The sequence below is a fragment of the Alkalimonas sp. genome (assembly GCF_020831925.1).
Classification (GTDB): Bacteria; Pseudomonadota; Gammaproteobacteria; order Enterobacterales; family Alteromonadaceae; genus Alkalimonas.
The window spans coordinates 1-13725 of record NZ_JAFIFQ010000019.1; the positions used below are offsets into that span (position 1 = coordinate 1).

General features: G+C 50.4%; 13 protein-coding genes. 12 read left to right on the forward strand and 1 reads right to left on the reverse strand.

Going from position 1 to position 13725, the window contains the following annotated elements:
• The 12 genes from JJU14_RS07735 to JJU14_RS07790 all read left to right on the forward strand — a co-directional run.
• Nucleotides 1–1285 (forward strand): Na(+)-translocating NADH-quinone reductase subunit A (locus JJU14_RS07735; protein WP_228612252.1); only part of this gene is annotated, 1285 nt, incomplete at its 5' end.
• A 2-nt stretch (nucleotides 1286–1287) separates the two neighbouring features.
• Nucleotides 1288–2490, forward strand: a complete 1203-nt coding sequence (locus JJU14_RS07740; protein WP_228612254.1) for an NADH:ubiquinone reductase (Na(+)-transporting) subunit B — start codon at nucleotides 1288–1290, stop codon at nucleotides 2488–2490.
• Nucleotides 2483–3271: a Na(+)-translocating NADH-quinone reductase subunit C gene (locus JJU14_RS07745; protein WP_228612256.1), complete on the forward strand. Its 789-nt coding sequence runs from the start codon at nucleotides 2483–2485 to the stop codon at nucleotides 3269–3271. Before JJU14_RS07740 ends, JJU14_RS07745 begins: the two co-directional genes overlap by 8 nt.
• Nucleotides 3264–3893 (forward strand): NADH:ubiquinone reductase (Na(+)-transporting) subunit D, encoded by a 630-nt coding sequence (locus tag JJU14_RS07750; protein WP_228612258.1) that lies wholly within the window; start codon nucleotides 3264–3266, stop codon nucleotides 3891–3893. Before JJU14_RS07745 ends, JJU14_RS07750 begins: the two co-directional genes overlap by 8 nt.
• Before the next feature lie 11 nt (nucleotides 3894–3904).
• On the forward strand, nucleotides 3905–4519 hold the full coding sequence (nqrE, locus tag JJU14_RS07755; protein WP_228612260.1) for an NADH:ubiquinone reductase (Na(+)-transporting) subunit E: 615 nt from the start codon (nucleotides 3905–3907) through the stop codon (nucleotides 4517–4519).
• A 19-nt stretch (nucleotides 4520–4538) separates the two neighbouring features.
• Nucleotides 4539–5765 (forward strand): NADH:ubiquinone reductase (Na(+)-transporting) subunit F, encoded by a 1227-nt coding sequence (nqrF, locus tag JJU14_RS07760; RefSeq protein ID WP_228612262.1) that lies wholly within the window; start codon nucleotides 4539–4541, stop codon nucleotides 5763–5765.
• Between the two features lie 9 nt (nucleotides 5766–5774).
• Nucleotides 5775–6821, forward strand: coding sequence for an FAD:protein FMN transferase (locus JJU14_RS07765; RefSeq protein ID WP_228612264.1), 1047 nt, complete (start codon nucleotides 5775–5777; stop codon nucleotides 6819–6821).
• Entirely contained in the window at nucleotides 6821–7033 is a 213-nt protein-coding gene (nqrM, locus tag JJU14_RS07770) for a (Na+)-NQR maturation NqrM (RefSeq protein ID WP_091338071.1), read from the forward strand. Before JJU14_RS07765 ends, nqrM begins: the two co-directional genes overlap by 1 nt.
• A gap of 114 nt (nucleotides 7034–7147) precedes the next feature.
• Nucleotides 7148–8695, forward strand: a complete 1548-nt coding sequence (locus tag JJU14_RS07775; RefSeq protein WP_228612266.1) for a leucyl aminopeptidase family protein — start codon at nucleotides 7148–7150, stop codon at nucleotides 8693–8695.
• A gap of 109 nt (nucleotides 8696–8804) precedes the next feature.
• A complete protein-coding gene (locus JJU14_RS07780) occupies nucleotides 8805–11456 on the forward strand; it encodes an ATP-binding protein (protein ID WP_228612268.1) in 2652 nt (883 codons plus the stop codon).
• Nucleotides 11449–11883 carry an HIT domain-containing protein gene (locus JJU14_RS07785; protein ID WP_228612270.1) on the forward strand — a complete coding sequence of 145 codons (435 nt, stop codon included), beginning with the start codon at nucleotides 11449–11451 and terminating at the stop codon, nucleotides 11881–11883. The genes JJU14_RS07780 and JJU14_RS07785 overlap by 8 nt, the downstream gene beginning before the upstream one ends.
• Nucleotides 11884–11904: 21 nt before the next feature.
• A complete protein-coding gene (locus JJU14_RS07790) occupies nucleotides 11905–12744 on the forward strand; it encodes an HDOD domain-containing protein (protein ID WP_228612272.1) in 840 nt (279 codons plus the stop codon).
• Between the two features lie 15 nt (nucleotides 12745–12759).
• On the opposite strand, the gene JJU14_RS07795 is transcribed toward JJU14_RS07790, so the two are convergent.
• Entirely contained in the window at nucleotides 12760–13656 is an 897-nt protein-coding gene (locus JJU14_RS07795) for a recombination-associated protein RdgC (protein WP_228612274.1), read from the reverse strand.
• Nucleotides 13657–13725: the final 69 nt, after the last annotated feature.

Below are 13725 nucleotides of genomic sequence, written 5' to 3' on the forward strand. Positions count from 1 at the left end.
AGAGATAACCGACGGGCCTGCTATCAAGCGCGTCGCCGTACTCGGCGAAGAGTTTAATGGTATGCGTCCGACCATGTTGGTCGAAGTTGGCGATACAGTAAAAAAAGGTCAGGGCTTGTTTGAAGACAAGAAAACCCCTGGTGTTGTTTTTACTGCCCCAGCAGCTGGCAAGGTGGTTGAAATCAACCGTGGTGCTAAACGGGTATTGCAATCTGTAGTGATTGAAGTGCAAGGCAATGATGCTGTGCAGTTCGAGAAATACAGCCCAGAGCAGCTGGTAAGCCTGAGCTCAGAACAGGTTCGTAAAAACCTGGTCGACTCCGGTTTATGGGTGGCGCTGCGCACCCGGCCATTTAGCCAGACGCCTGCGATTGACAGTACCGCCAAAGCTATCTTTGTCACTGCAATCGATACCCATCCGCTGGCTGCTGATCCGGCGTTGGTGATCAAGGCGAAGTCTAGTGCCTTCCAGCATGGTCTGACGGTGTTGCGGCACCTGACCGACGGCAAGGTCTACCTGTGCAAAAAAGCAGGCGCCGATGTGACGTCTGTTACCGGGGTTGAGGTTGCTGAATTTGCCGGGCCACATCCTGCTGGTTTGCCGGGTACGCACATTCACTTCCTTGAAGGTGCTTCACTGCAAAAAGTGGTTTGGCACATTGGTTATCAAGATGTGATTGCGATAGGTCAGCTATTTACCAGTGGTGAATTGCCGGTTGAGCGCGTTATTTCATTGGCCGGTCCTGTAGTGAAATCGCCACGTTTGCTGAAAACGGTACTGGGCGCTTCTGTTGAGGAGCTGACCGCAGGTGAACTTGCCGATGGTGAGCACCGTATCATTTCAGGTTCGGTACTGGCTGGTACTACGGCGCATGGCGTGCATGGTTATTTGGGCCGTTTTCACACTCAGGTGTCGGTGTTAGCTGACGGCAGTGACAAACACTTTTTAGGCTGGATTGCTCCAGGTAGTGAGAAGTTTTCCGTTACCCGCGCGTATTTAGGGCACCTGAATCCGAAAAAGTTGTTCAATCTGACCACTACCACCAACGGCTCTGCCCGTGCCATGGTACCGATCGGAAATTACGAGCGGATCATGCCACTGGACATTTTGCCCACTTTGTTGTTGCGTGATCTGTGCTCCGGTGATACCGACAGCGCCCAGGCACTTGGCTGCCTTGAACTGGACGAAGAAGACTTGGCTCTGTGTACCTTTGTGTGCCCAGGCAAGTACGATTACGGCTCCATTCTGCGTAGCTGCCTGACGACGATCCAGAAGGAAGGCTAATCATGAGTTTAAAGCATTATTTAGAACGCATTGAACCGCAGTTTGAGAAAGGCGGCAAATACGAAAAGTGGTATGCGCTGTACGAGGCCATTGCTACTGTCCTTTACACGCCAGGCTATGTCACCAAAAACAAGACTCACGTTCGCGACAGTATTGATCTAAAACGAATTATGATCTTTGTGTGGCTGGCACTGTTTCCTGCTTTGTTCTTCGGTATGTTCAATGTCGGGCATCAAGCTGTTGCCGCGTTGGCTGAAGGTTTTGGTACGCCGGATACCTGGCAGGTTGCCGTCTTCCACTTACTGGGCGGTAATCTGACAGAGAGCTCTGGCTGGGGCATGAAAATGCTCTATGGTGCCTGCTGGTTCCTGCCAATTTACGCCACTGTTTTTATAGTAGGTGGCTTCTGGGAAGTGTTGTTTGCTTCGGTGCGTAAGCACGAAGTGAATGAAGGCTTCTTCGTAACCTCAATCCTGTTTGCGCTGATTCTGCCTGCTACCATTCCATTGTGGCAAGCTGCCTTGGGTATTACCTTCGGTGTGGTCGTTGCCAAAGAAGTGTTCGGTGGTACCGGTCGTAACTTCCTGAACCCGGCGCTGGCTGGTCGTGCTTTCCTGTTCTTTGCTTACCCGGCAGAAATCTCAGGTGATGCTGTCTGGACTGTTGCGGATGGGTACTCAGGTGCAACCCTGTTAAGCCAAGGCCAAAACGCGACCCTGGATTACAGTAACATGCAGCTGTGGTGGGACTCCTTCCTTGGTTTTATCCCTGGCTCGGTTGGTGAAACATCGACCCTGGCGTTGTTGATTGGTGGTCTGGCTCTGATTTATTTCCGCATTGCCTCCTGGCGCATTGTGCTGGGTGTGATGGTGGGTATGGTACTAACCGCCTTATTGTTCAACGCCATTGGCTCAGACACCAATCACTTGTTTGCTATGCCTTGGCACTGGCACTTAGTGATCGGCGGTTTTGCCATCGGTATGTTCTTTATGGCGACAGACCCGGTTTCAGCGTCATTTACCAACGAGGGGAAATGGGCTTACGGTATTCTGATTGGCTTTATGGTGGTGATGATTCGTGTGGTGAACCCGGCCTATCCGGAAGGCATGATGCTGGCGATCCTGTTTGCGAATCTGTTCGCGCCATTATTCGATTTCTTCGTGGCTCAGGCCAATATCAAACGGAGGCTGGCACGCAATGTCTAGTAAAAACGATACCATCAGTAAAACACTGATCGTTGTCATTTCCCTGTGTCTGGTTTGTGCCTTTGTGGTTTCCACAGCGGCAGTGCAACTGCGTCCTTTGCAGCAAGCCAATATGCTGTTGGATGCGCAGACCAATATTTTGCGTAGTGCCCGAGTGTTGGATGGTGCTGCATCGGCTGCTCAGGTACGTGAGTTATTCGACAAACTTGTCGAAGAGCGCATTATTAATCTGACTACGGGTGAGTTTACCGATAAAGATCCGATGCAGTTTGATTACCGGGCTTCCTGGCGTGATCCTGAGTTAAGTACTCAGCTTAGCAAGCAGCAGGATGTGGCTTCCATTCGTCGTGCTCCGCATTATGCACCGGTTTATATGGTGCGTGATGAGGCTGGTGAGCTGAAATCCATCGTGTTGCCAATTCATGGCTACGGCCTATGGTCCACCATGCATGCTTTTATCGCATTGGAAACGGATGGCAACACGATTATCGGTATGAACTACTACGAGCAGGGTGAAACGCCAGGTTTGGGTGGCGAAATTGAAAACCCGCGTTGGATTGGTCAGTTTGACGGGAAAAAACTGTTCGATGACCAGGGTAATCTGGCTCTGACTATCGTACGTCCTGGTAATGCTTCTGATCCGAACCATGAAATCGATGGCTTATCTGGTGCTACTCTGACCGCCAACGGCGTGCAGAATACCTTTACCTTCTGGATGGGGGAGAAAGGCTTTGGTCCTTTCCTGAGCAAGGTTCATCAAGGAGTCCTGAATAATGGCTAGTGCAAAAGAAATTAAAACCGTCCTGTTTGGACCTGTCTTTGCGAACAACCCCATTGCTCTGCAAGTGCTGGGCGTTTGTTCTGCGTTGGCAGTAACCACGCAGATGGCAACAGCTTTGGTGATGTGCTTTGCACTGACCTTTGTACTGACGCTGTCTAACCTGTTTATCTCCATAATCCGCAACCACATTCCATCCAGCGTGCGGATCATTGTGCAGATGACCATCATTGCGTCCCTGGTAATTATTGTCGACCAAATCCTGAAAGCCTTTGCCTATGAAGTTTCCAAAGAGCTGTCGGTATTTGTTGGCTTGATTATTACCAACTGTATTGTAATGGGACGCGCTGAAGCCTATGCGATGAAAAGTTCGCCGGGTATGAGCTTCCTGGACGGCCTTGGCAATGCTATGGGTTACAGCCTGGTGTTGTTGGTGGTGGCATTCATCCGTGAACTCGGTGGTGCTGGTTCGGTATTCGGTGTTGAAATTTTGCCACTGGTCAGTGAAGGTGGTTGGTACCAGCCGATGGGTATGTTGTTGCTGGCACCGAGTGCTTTCATCATCATCGCCTTCTTTATTTGGGTGCTGCGGACCTTCCGTCCAGAGCAGGTTGAGCAGGCATAAGGAGCTGACAAGTGGGTTTAGAACATTATTTAGGTTTATTTGTCCGCGCCGTCTTTATTGAAAACCTGGCGCTGGCGTTTTTCCTTGGCATGTGTACTTTCCTGGCTGTGTCCAAGAAAGTCACCACCGCTTTCGGTCTTGGTGTTGCGGTTATCGTGGTGTTGGGCTTGGCTGTGCCAATCAACAACGTGGTGTACCACAACTTGCTGGCACCAGGTGCGTTGGAATGGGCCGGCTTCCCGGATGCGGACCTCAGCTTCCTTGGTTTTATCACCTACATTGGGGTGATTGCAGCCATGGTACAAATCCTGGAAATGACGTTGGATAAGTTTTTCCCGGCACTGTACAACGCGTTGGGGATTTTCCTGCCGTTAATCACAGTGAACTGCGCTATCTTTGGTGGCGTAGCCTTCATGGTGGAGCGGGATTACAACTTTACTGAAAGCGTGGTTTTTGGTCTGGGCAGTGGTGTTGGCTGGGCGCTGGCGATTACTTTGCTAGCCGCTGTGCGCGAAAAACTGAAGTACGCTGATATGCCTCACGGCATGCGTGGTCTGGGTTCCACTTTCCTGATTGTAGGTTTGATGGGTCTTGGCTTTATGTCGTTCTCCGGCGTTTCATTGTAAGCAGTAGAAGGAAAACACGATGCAAGAGATTATTCTTGGCGTAGTGATGTTTACTCTGGTCGTAGTGGCCCTAGTATTCATCATTCTAGCCGCGAAATCCAAACTGGTTGCCAGCGGTGAAGTGACCATCCTGATCAATGGCGATCCGGAAAAAGCCATCAAAACCAAACCAGGCAGCAAATTGCTGGGTGTGTTGGCTGATAAAGGCATTTTCCTGTCATCTGCCTGTGGTGGTGGTGGTTCCTGTGGCCAGTGTACAGTGCATGTACACTCAGGTGGTGGTGAAATTCTGCCGACTGAGCTGGATCATATTACCAAAAAAGAAGCCCGTGAAGGTTGTCGTCTATCCTGTCAGGTTGCTGTAAAAGGTGACATGGAAATCGAAGTCGAAGATGAAGTCTTCGGTATTCGTAAGTGGGATTGCGAAGTCATCTCCAATGACAACAAGGCGACCTTCATCAAAGAGTTGGTGCTACGTATACCGGATGGCGAGTCGGTGCCGTTCCGTGCCGGTGGTTACATCCAGATTGAAGCACCACCACACCATGTGAAGTACAAAGACTTCGAGATCCCGGAAAAATTCCGTGGTGATTGGGAGCGTTTTAACTTCTTCAGCCTGGAATCCAAAGTGGATGATGAAACCATCCGCGCTTACTCCATGGCGAACTACCCGGAAGAAGAAGGCATTATTATGCTGAACGTGCGGATTGCGACGCCGCCGCCAAACAACCTGTCACTGCCTTGCGGTAAGATGTCATCTTTTATCTGGGGTTTGAAAGAAGGCGACAAAGTGACGATTTCTGGCCCGTTTGGTGAGTTCTTTGCCAAAGAGACCGAAGCAGAGATGGTGTTCGTCGGTGGTGGTGCTGGTATGGCGCCAATGCGCTCGCACATCTTTGACCAGCTGCGTCGCCTGAAATCCAAGCGCAAGATGTCGTTCTGGTACGGTGCCCGTTCCAGCCGCGAAATGTTCTATGTGGAAGATTTCGATATGCTGGCGGCTGAGAATGACAACTTCGAGTGGCATGTGGCCTTGTCGGATCCTCAACCGGAAGACAACTGGGAAGGCTATACTGGCTTTATCCACAACGTCTTGTACGAGAACTACCTGAAGAATCACAAAGCGCCAGAAGATTGTGAATTCTACATGTGTGGTCCGCCGATGATGAACAAAGCCGTGATCAACATGCTGAAAGACTTGGGTGTTGAAGACGAAAACATCATGCTTGATGACTTTGGTGGTTAATCCTTTCTTATGTTGAAAGTGCATTACAAACTCTGGCTGGCCCTTCTGGGGCTGGCCATTTTCGTTTCTTGCAGCCCGGTTCCGACCGAGGAACGCATCACGCCCGAGCGTTTGCATGGTCAAACCATGGGCACCTACTATGTGGTGTCGGTTTTTGCCGGTGAGCAAGAGGTTGACTATGTGCAATTGCAGGCTGAGATCGATGCCGAACTTGAGCTGGTGAACCAGTTGATGTCGACCTATATTCCGGACTCGGAGCTGATGCGCTTTAATCGCTGGCATAGCACCCAGCCATTTTTGCTGTCCGAGCCCACGGCTGAAGTCATTGCAGAATCGATCCGGGTTGGCTTGGAAACCGGTGGTTTATTGGATGTAACCATTCGACCCCTGGTAGAGCTTTGGGGCTTTGGCGCCGAAGGTCGTATCACAAAAGCACCGACCAGCGAGCAATATCAGGCTATACTCCCTTATGTCGGCATCGATAAGCTCAGCTTGGATGGGCTCTGGCTCAGTAAGGCTGATCCAAGGGTCTCGGTAGATTTATCCACCATTGCTAAAGGCTTTGGCGTTGATCGGGTAGCAGATTTGCTCGATAGCAAGGGGTTTGCAGCCTATCTGGTCGAGGTTGGCGGCGAAATCCGCGCCCGTGGGCCAAAGCCGGATGGCAGCCCTTGGCGCATTGCGATTGAAAAGCCGGACTCGGATGGTCGTGCTGTGCAACGCATTATCGAGCCTGGTGATTTAGCCATTGCAACCTCCGGCGATTACCGCAATTACTTTGAACAGGATGGGGTTCGTTTTTCCCATATCCTGGATCCGCGTACTGGCCGTCCCATCCAAGGCCGGGTTGTATCCAGCACGGTACTGCATGCGTCTTGCATGGTCGCTGATGGTTATTCAACGGCTTTGATAATCATGGAAGCTGATGAAGCACTGGCTTTTGCCAATCGAATTGGCCTGGCCGCTATTCTGATTGTGAAGACCGATGACGGCTTTACTGAGTTGGTGAGTGAGGCTTTTGAACCCTTTAACCAGACGGGAGGCATTGCACGATGATGAGTACCTTTTTACTAACTTTTGCAGTTTTATTGTTGGTGGTGGTTGCGATGGCTGTTGGCTACCTGGTACAGCGCAAAACCATTAGTGGCAGCTGTGGTGGCTTGGGTGCTATTGGCGTTGAAAAAGCCTGTGACTGCGATAATCCTTGCGAAAAGCGTCAGGCCAGAATGAAGAAAGAGCAGTTCTGGCAGGAAAATAAAATTATCTAAAGCTGTTTCTGCGTAAAGCAGAACTGCCAGTAGCGTTGCTGCTAAAGTGATGGCTGGCTTGTTCTGCTTTTTGTTTTCCGAAATAATGACTTTTTTAGCCAGATGGAAGTCATTATGTCTTATCCACATCTTCATGCCTTTGATTCGCTGCACCAAGCACTTGAGGCAACTCAATTTGATGCACTTATCGTTCTTGCTTGCGACTTTAATCACACAGAGCTTGCTTCGTTAAAGGAAAGCATTCATGCAGCTGAGCTGGTGGATCAGCGCATCGGTCAGCAGCTGACCAGCATGTATTGCAGTGCAGTGCCGGGTCATCGTTTGATTTTGGCTCCGGTTGGTAGCCTGGATAGAGACTATGATGATGTACGCAGCTTTACCGATGCCGCCAAACAGGCTGTAAGTCTGGCTAAGGATATGGGAGCTAAAGCGCCTGTGGTTTGGGTTGAGCCGCTAAAAGATCCTTTGTATCAGCAAGCCGCTGCAGTGAGTTATCTGGCGATGTGTCAGGCGTTATGGCAGCCACTTGAAGGGCGTGAAGTGGTAGGTGAAGAGAAGCTTGAGCCTTTACATAGCATTGGCTTGTGTGGGATCTCGCCAGAGCAGGCCAAAGAACTGATGGCGATTGAAGCGGGTAGACGTTTAGCGCGGGATTTGGCCGGTACCGAGCCCGAGCGGATGAGTGCACTGAATTTTGCCGCCTACTGTCAGGAGGCATTTGCCGGTAGTGCAGTGCAGGTAGAGGTGGTGACTGATGTGCCCACACTGCAACGCGATTACCCTTTGATGATGGCTGTTGCCCGCAGCTCGCTGGCTGTAAAACGTCATCACCCGGCGGTAATTCGTTTAACGTACAATCCTGAGGGGGCTGTAGCGCAAACAGTGTTGCTGGCCGGCAAGGGGCTGGTTTATGACACCGGCGGTGCTGATTTGAAAGTTGGCGGCAGCATGGCGGGCATGAGCCGGGATAAAGGCGGTGGCGCCGCTGTGGCAGGCTTTATGTTGGCGATAGCCGGTTTAAAGCCGCAAGGTTTGAAAGTGGTGGCGGAAATTGGTGCGGTACGCAACAGCATTGGATCCGATGCTTTTGTGCCGGATGAAGTGCTAACCAGCCATGCCGGTGTGCGGGTAAGGATAGGGAACACTGATGCTGAAGGGCGTTTGGTGCTGGCTGATTTATTGTCACATCTGCGAGAGCAGGCACTGAATGAAGTGACTCCGCAGATTTTTTCCATTGCCACCTTAACCGGCCATGCGGCCCGCGCGGTTGGTCCCTATACTGCTTTGGTTGAAAACGGTCCTTCGAGAGCATTGCAATTGGCCGCTAAGCTCCAGCAGTTTGGTGATCTCTGGGGGGACCCTTGTGAAATATCCCGAAGCCGGCGTGAGGACTTCCAGTTTATCCAAGCCAAATCCGCAGCCGAAGATGTGCTCAGTTGCAATAATGCGGCTTCTTCGGTCACGGTTCGTGGCCATCAGTTCCCGATGGCTTTTCTGGTGGAGGCTTCCGGCCTGGCCGCACATGGCCAGTATCAGGCCAAGCCCATACCCTATCTGCATCTGGATATTGCAGGCAGTGGTGTTGATGGCGGCGACTGGATCCATGGTAAACCATCGGCAGCACCTATGCTGGCATTGTTGGCTGCAACCTTAGCTGACTAGCCGGTTGTTACATTCGCTGATTTGCTGGCAGGACAAAGCTTGTTCTGCCAGCAAATGCTGGTTATGCTGTGGAATGAATACTATGGCTTAGGCAGCAGATGATCCGGCAATGAGATTACGACAAACACTCCTGGTTTACCTGGTTCCCTTGTTGTTGCTGCCGGCTATTTTTTTTGGTGTGCTTGCCATAAAGTACAGCTACTCCTTCTACTGGCAGCAAGCAAATCAAAAAGCCAGTCATTTCCTGCATGGCCAACAACTAGCCATTCATACCGAGTTGATGACGTTGAGTATGAAGCTGGAAGAGTTGTCTTCCAGCCAAACCCTGGCCAGCTACCTGAATAGCAATGGTGCTGGTCAGTCATCCTTGGTGCAGGAATGGCAAGACTTTATGCAGCGCCAGGCCAGGTCTGAGTACCGCATCAAGTTATTGCAACTTAATGGTACCACCGAGCTGTTTGCTCCCTCTTCAGAGGCCGATGTCACTCCTTTACGTTTTCGGCAACGGCATTTGGCTCGTTTGCAAAGTATGATCCGTGATGAAAGCTTCTTCTTTGCAACCGAGCCTGACAGCTCGGAACAACGTTTGTATCTGGCACGTAAGGTGTACCACAACAGCTCATCTGCTGTGGGTGACTCGCGTCAGTTATGGGGCTATCTGGTTCTTAGTCTGGAGCCTAATGAGCTACGTGCTATTTTGCAGCAGTCACTGACACCGGGTAGTATTTCTCTTATCATCAGTCCGGCCGCAACCATCGCCTTTACGGATCGTGCACAGTTGATTGGCAGTACTTTCGCACCGAGCCATTTTCGTACTATTCAGCAAAGTATGCAGCAATCAGATATGATCCCTGGCACTCTGCTTGGCCAATCAATGCTGCTAAAAGGTGCAGAGTTACCCGGCAGTTTTCAACTGCTGATGGGGTTGAACCAGAGCGAGTTGATGGCTGATACCTTGCAGCTGTCCTGGGTCATTGGAGGTCTACTACTCTGTGTCATTCTGTTGCTACCATTTAGTATCTATTGGCTGTTGATCCGGCATGTATTTAGTCCAATCCGCAAACTGACTCAGGCGAAAACAGCGGTTGGCCGGGGGGATTTATCAACCTTGCTGCCGGTACAAAAGCAGGACGAGCTTGGCGATATGTTTGCTGCTTTTAATGTGATGGTGCGTCAATTGCGGGTATACCGTGAGCGGGAGCGAGCTTACAAGCAGCAATTGGAAGAAAAAGTACTCAAACGTACCCAGGACTTGGCGCGTGCTAATGATGATTTGGCAGCAGCCAACCAAGAGTTGATTGTCGCTCGGGAAACGGCGGAACAAGCCAGTCGGTTAAAAAGTGTGTTTTTGGCCAATATGAGCCATGAAATTCGTACACCTCTCACTGCAATCATTGGTTTTAGTGAGCAAAGCGTGCAGGAGCAACAGTTAGAGCGAATCAAAGATTACCAGTTGCGGGTACTCAAAAGCAGCCAGCATCTCCTGAATCTTATCAACGATATTCTCGATTTATCAAAAATAGAAGCCGACAAGTTGGAGCTACAACAAGAACCCTGTCATTGCCTCGAGATTATCGATGATGTCTATCAGCTAAGCCAGACGCAAGCTAAAGCCAAGGGACTGGATTGTGAGTTACAACTGCGTTTCCCATTGCCGGCTGTGATCATCAGTGATGAAGTGCGGTTCCGACAGGTCCTGTTAAATCTAACCAGCAATGCTGTCAAATTCACACAGCAAGGTAAAGTCATCATACGTGTTGAATACGACTTGATGGCGCAATTGCTGAAAATATCGGTAAAAGACACCGGCATTGGCATAGCTCCGGCTGAGCTATCCCGCTTGTTCCAGCCTTTTGTTCAGGCAGACTCTACCGTCACACGTCATTTTGGTGGCACCGGGCTTGGACTTTGTATTTCGAAAAAGCTCATTCAACAAATGGGTGGTGATATCCGGGTGGATAGTGTCAAAGGCGTCGGCAGTAACTTTGAAGTGCTGCTCGATTGCAGTGGCATGAATGTTGAGCTGGTGCAGTCGTATCAGGCACCTCAGCAGCCGCAACCGGCTCCACTGATGAATGAGCAATGCCCGCTGCATATCCTGGTAGCAGAAGATAATCCGGACAATCAGTTGCTGCTTAGTATTTTACTGCGGCAGGTGAATGCCAGTTATGTCATGGTGGAAAATGGTCATCAAGCGGTTGAGCAGGCACTTCATGAAGATTTCGATCTGATTTTTATGGATATGCAGATGCCTGAAATGGGAGGCGAGGAAGCTGCTGAGCTGATTCGCCATGCAGGTATCCAGACACCAATTATCGCGGTAACAGCCAATGTCATGAGCGAAGATATTGAGCGTTATAAACGCTCGGGTTGTCAGTCGGTGCTATCGAAGCCGATTGATCAGCAGCAATTTTTAAAACTGATTCAATCCTATCGTAGCGATGGCCGTCGGCATGATTACCAAGAGTTTGAACGTAAACTGGCTGAGGATCCTGTCGTGCTGGCCTTACAGGCTAACTTCCGCAGCAGGTTGCCTGAATTAATTGCTGGCTTGCATCAAGCCTGTATGAAGCAGGACTGGGATAAGCTGGCTTTTGAAGCCCATAGTTTAAAAGGCAGTGCCGGTAGCATGGGATTTAGCAATCTAACTGAATTGGCCGATGAGTTGGAGCAGCAAGCGCATCGTCATGCACACCAGTCTTGCCAGCAGTTAGTGCAACAAATGCAGCACATCGTGAGTGAGGATTTCACCAATGCCTGAGTTGTCATCCTTTGAATTGGCTGCTCCCTTGCAGCAAGATAGTTGTTTTGTCGCAGATTGGCCTTTGTGTCAGCTGCGCGTGATCAATGATCAGCAGTACCCCTGGTTCTTGCTGATCCCAAGACGAGCGGGTGTTTTGGAGTTGATTGACTTAACGCCCGAGGATTACCTGCAGTACCAACAGGAAAGTTGGCAGCTGGCTTGCTGGTTGCGTCAGCACTTTCGACCGGATAAATTAAATATTGCTGCCCTTGGTAATGTGGTGTCACAATTACACATTCATCATATTGCCCGCTTCAAAGTTGACAAAGCCTGGCCAGCACCAATCTGGGGAGTAGTTAAGATGCAGCCCTATCACCAGACTGAGTTGCTAGAGCGCATCCGTCTATGGCAGCAGAGTTTGCCTGAGTGGCCGTCACTGGCTTAATCGTCCAATACGAGGTTTCCGATGTCTGCAGAACATGCGCTTATTACCATTCTGGTTGAAAAGTTACGAAACGATAGCCTGGTATTGCCTACCTTGCCGGAGATTGCGTTACGGGTGCGTCGAACCGCCGATGATCCCGAAGTTAGCCTTGCCGTTATGGCAGAAACCATCAGCATGGACCCCGCCTTGACTGCCCGGATGATCCGGGTGGCGAATAGCGCCTTTCTGGGACGCTCCATTAAGGTAAGTACTTTAAATCAGGCGGTTACCCGCATTGGTCTAAGCCAAATAAAGACTATTGCTACGGCGATGGCGATGGAACAATTGTTTTTAAGTCAGAATGCGCACATCCAGCAGATGATGGACAAAGCCTGGCGGGATACCGTGCAGGTCACCAGCATAGCTGTAGCCTGTCTGAGTTACTATCGCTCACTGCAAAACAAATGCGTATTAAGCCCGGATGTAATGACATTAGCAGCATTGTTGCACCATATCGGTTTATTACCCATTTTGACGGAAGCAGAGAAGCACCAGGAAGTCTTTGGTCACCCCGGCTTTATGCGGCACGCCATGGCGAAGTTATCGCCACAGATTGGTTTGGCCATTATGAAAGCATGGGGCTTTTCGGAAACCTACCAGCGGGTGATTGCTGAGTGGCAGCAACCCAAGGTATCGGCGCAGCCGGATTATACTGACTTCGTTCGAATCGCGACCATAGCGCAGCGCAGCTTTCCCCAACCGGAACAACAACAAGCTTTACTTAGCCGCTACATTGAGCTTGGGCTGCTACCTGATGCAGACTTTATGCAAGAGCCTGCCATCGCCGCTGTGTATAAGGATGTACGGGCTCTTTTTGCCTGAGTCGGGAACTGTGTTTTATTCGTCCTTGGTCACAGCCTGAGCGATCTGCTCAAGTGCAGCGCTCAAGGTTGAGGCCATCAATAGGGAATCTGCAGCCAGCCGGGCGTCAGCATCTTCCCAGCCAAGCTCGTCGTTTTTACTGCTGATGCTGTCATGATAGCGAATACTTTTCAGGCTGCCATCGTCACACACTTTCAGGCTCAAGCCTTCTTCCTGCTGCAGCTCCAGGCGGGTCACCTGCTTATCTTGAAGATGGCTCTGTACTTCTTCGGTTGTTAGCAAGTGATTACTAAAGCGTACTTTGGCACCTTCTTCGTCCGGCGCCTTAAGCTCTACTTCGTGACCAAGTTGAAAAGATGAGGGTAACTGCTCTGACTGCAACCAGAGTTGCAGACAATTGCTAAGACGGTATGGATCCAGCCAGGGCAGTGCTGGTAAAGAGCCCATGGCTTTACGCAGCAAAGCCAGCACATCTTCAGCCCGACTACTGCTGCTGGTATTGATCATAATGCGCTGTTTGTTCTGGTCATAGCAGGCTAGCACCAGCTGGGTTTTGCTAAAGGCTCGAGGTAACAATTCAAAAGTGACATCCTCTTTGATGCTGTCTTTTTCTTTGCGGCTTAGCGCCCGGCCTTTTTCAGCTTCCAGCGCCTCAAGACGTGGCTGCATTTCTTCTTGCACAACCGTTGCTGGTAGTAGCTTTTCCTGTCGTTTGATAGCAAAAAACAGATAGTGTTGGTTTTGGTAGCAATAGCTCTGTGCCGATTCAAAAGGAAAGCTAAATCCCTGGCTACTTTGTTGCTGACCAGAGCAAGGAGTAAAACGAAACTCAACCAGTGCCTGCTCCAGAGCAGCCAGGTCAACAGACAATGGGGAACTTAATTGATAGACACGACTATTTTTAAACCACATAACTCACTCAGTTGTGCTGAAAAGCGGGCAGTATAACGTGCGGTCAGCCGCCGGTACAATGCCAGCGAC

Coding starts and splice junctions, on each gene's coding strand:
- JJU14_RS07740 (WP_228612254.1), top strand. CDS start 1,288: ATGAGTTTAAAGCATTATTTAGAACGCATTGAACCGCAGTTTGAGAAA.
- JJU14_RS07745 (WP_228612256.1), top strand. CDS start 2,483: ATGTCTAGTAAAAACGATACCATCAGTAAAACACTGATCGTTGTCATT.
- JJU14_RS07750 (WP_228612258.1), top strand. CDS start 3,264: ATGGCTAGTGCAAAAGAAATTAAAACCGTCCTGTTTGGACCTGTCTTT.
- nqrF (WP_228612262.1), top strand. CDS start 4,539: ATGCAAGAGATTATTCTTGGCGTAGTGATGTTTACTCTGGTCGTAGTG.
- JJU14_RS07765 (WP_228612264.1), top strand. CDS start 5,775: ATGTTGAAAGTGCATTACAAACTCTGGCTGGCCCTTCTGGGGCTGGCC.
- nqrM (WP_091338071.1), top strand. CDS start 6,821: ATGAGTACCTTTTTACTAACTTTTGCAGTTTTATTGTTGGTGGTGGTT.
- JJU14_RS07775 (WP_228612266.1), top strand. CDS start 7,148: ATGTCTTATCCACATCTTCATGCCTTTGATTCGCTGCACCAAGCACTT.
- JJU14_RS07780 (WP_228612268.1), top strand. CDS start 8,805: ATGAGATTACGACAAACACTCCTGGTTTACCTGGTTCCCTTGTTGTTG.
- JJU14_RS07785 (WP_228612270.1), top strand. CDS start 11,449: ATGCCTGAGTTGTCATCCTTTGAATTGGCTGCTCCCTTGCAGCAAGAT.
- JJU14_RS07790 (WP_228612272.1), top strand. CDS start 11,905: ATGTCTGCAGAACATGCGCTTATTACCATTCTGGTTGAAAAGTTACGA.
- JJU14_RS07795 (WP_228612274.1), bottom strand. CDS start 13,656: ATGTGGTTTAAAAATAGTCGTGTCTATCAATTAAGTTCCCCATTGTCT.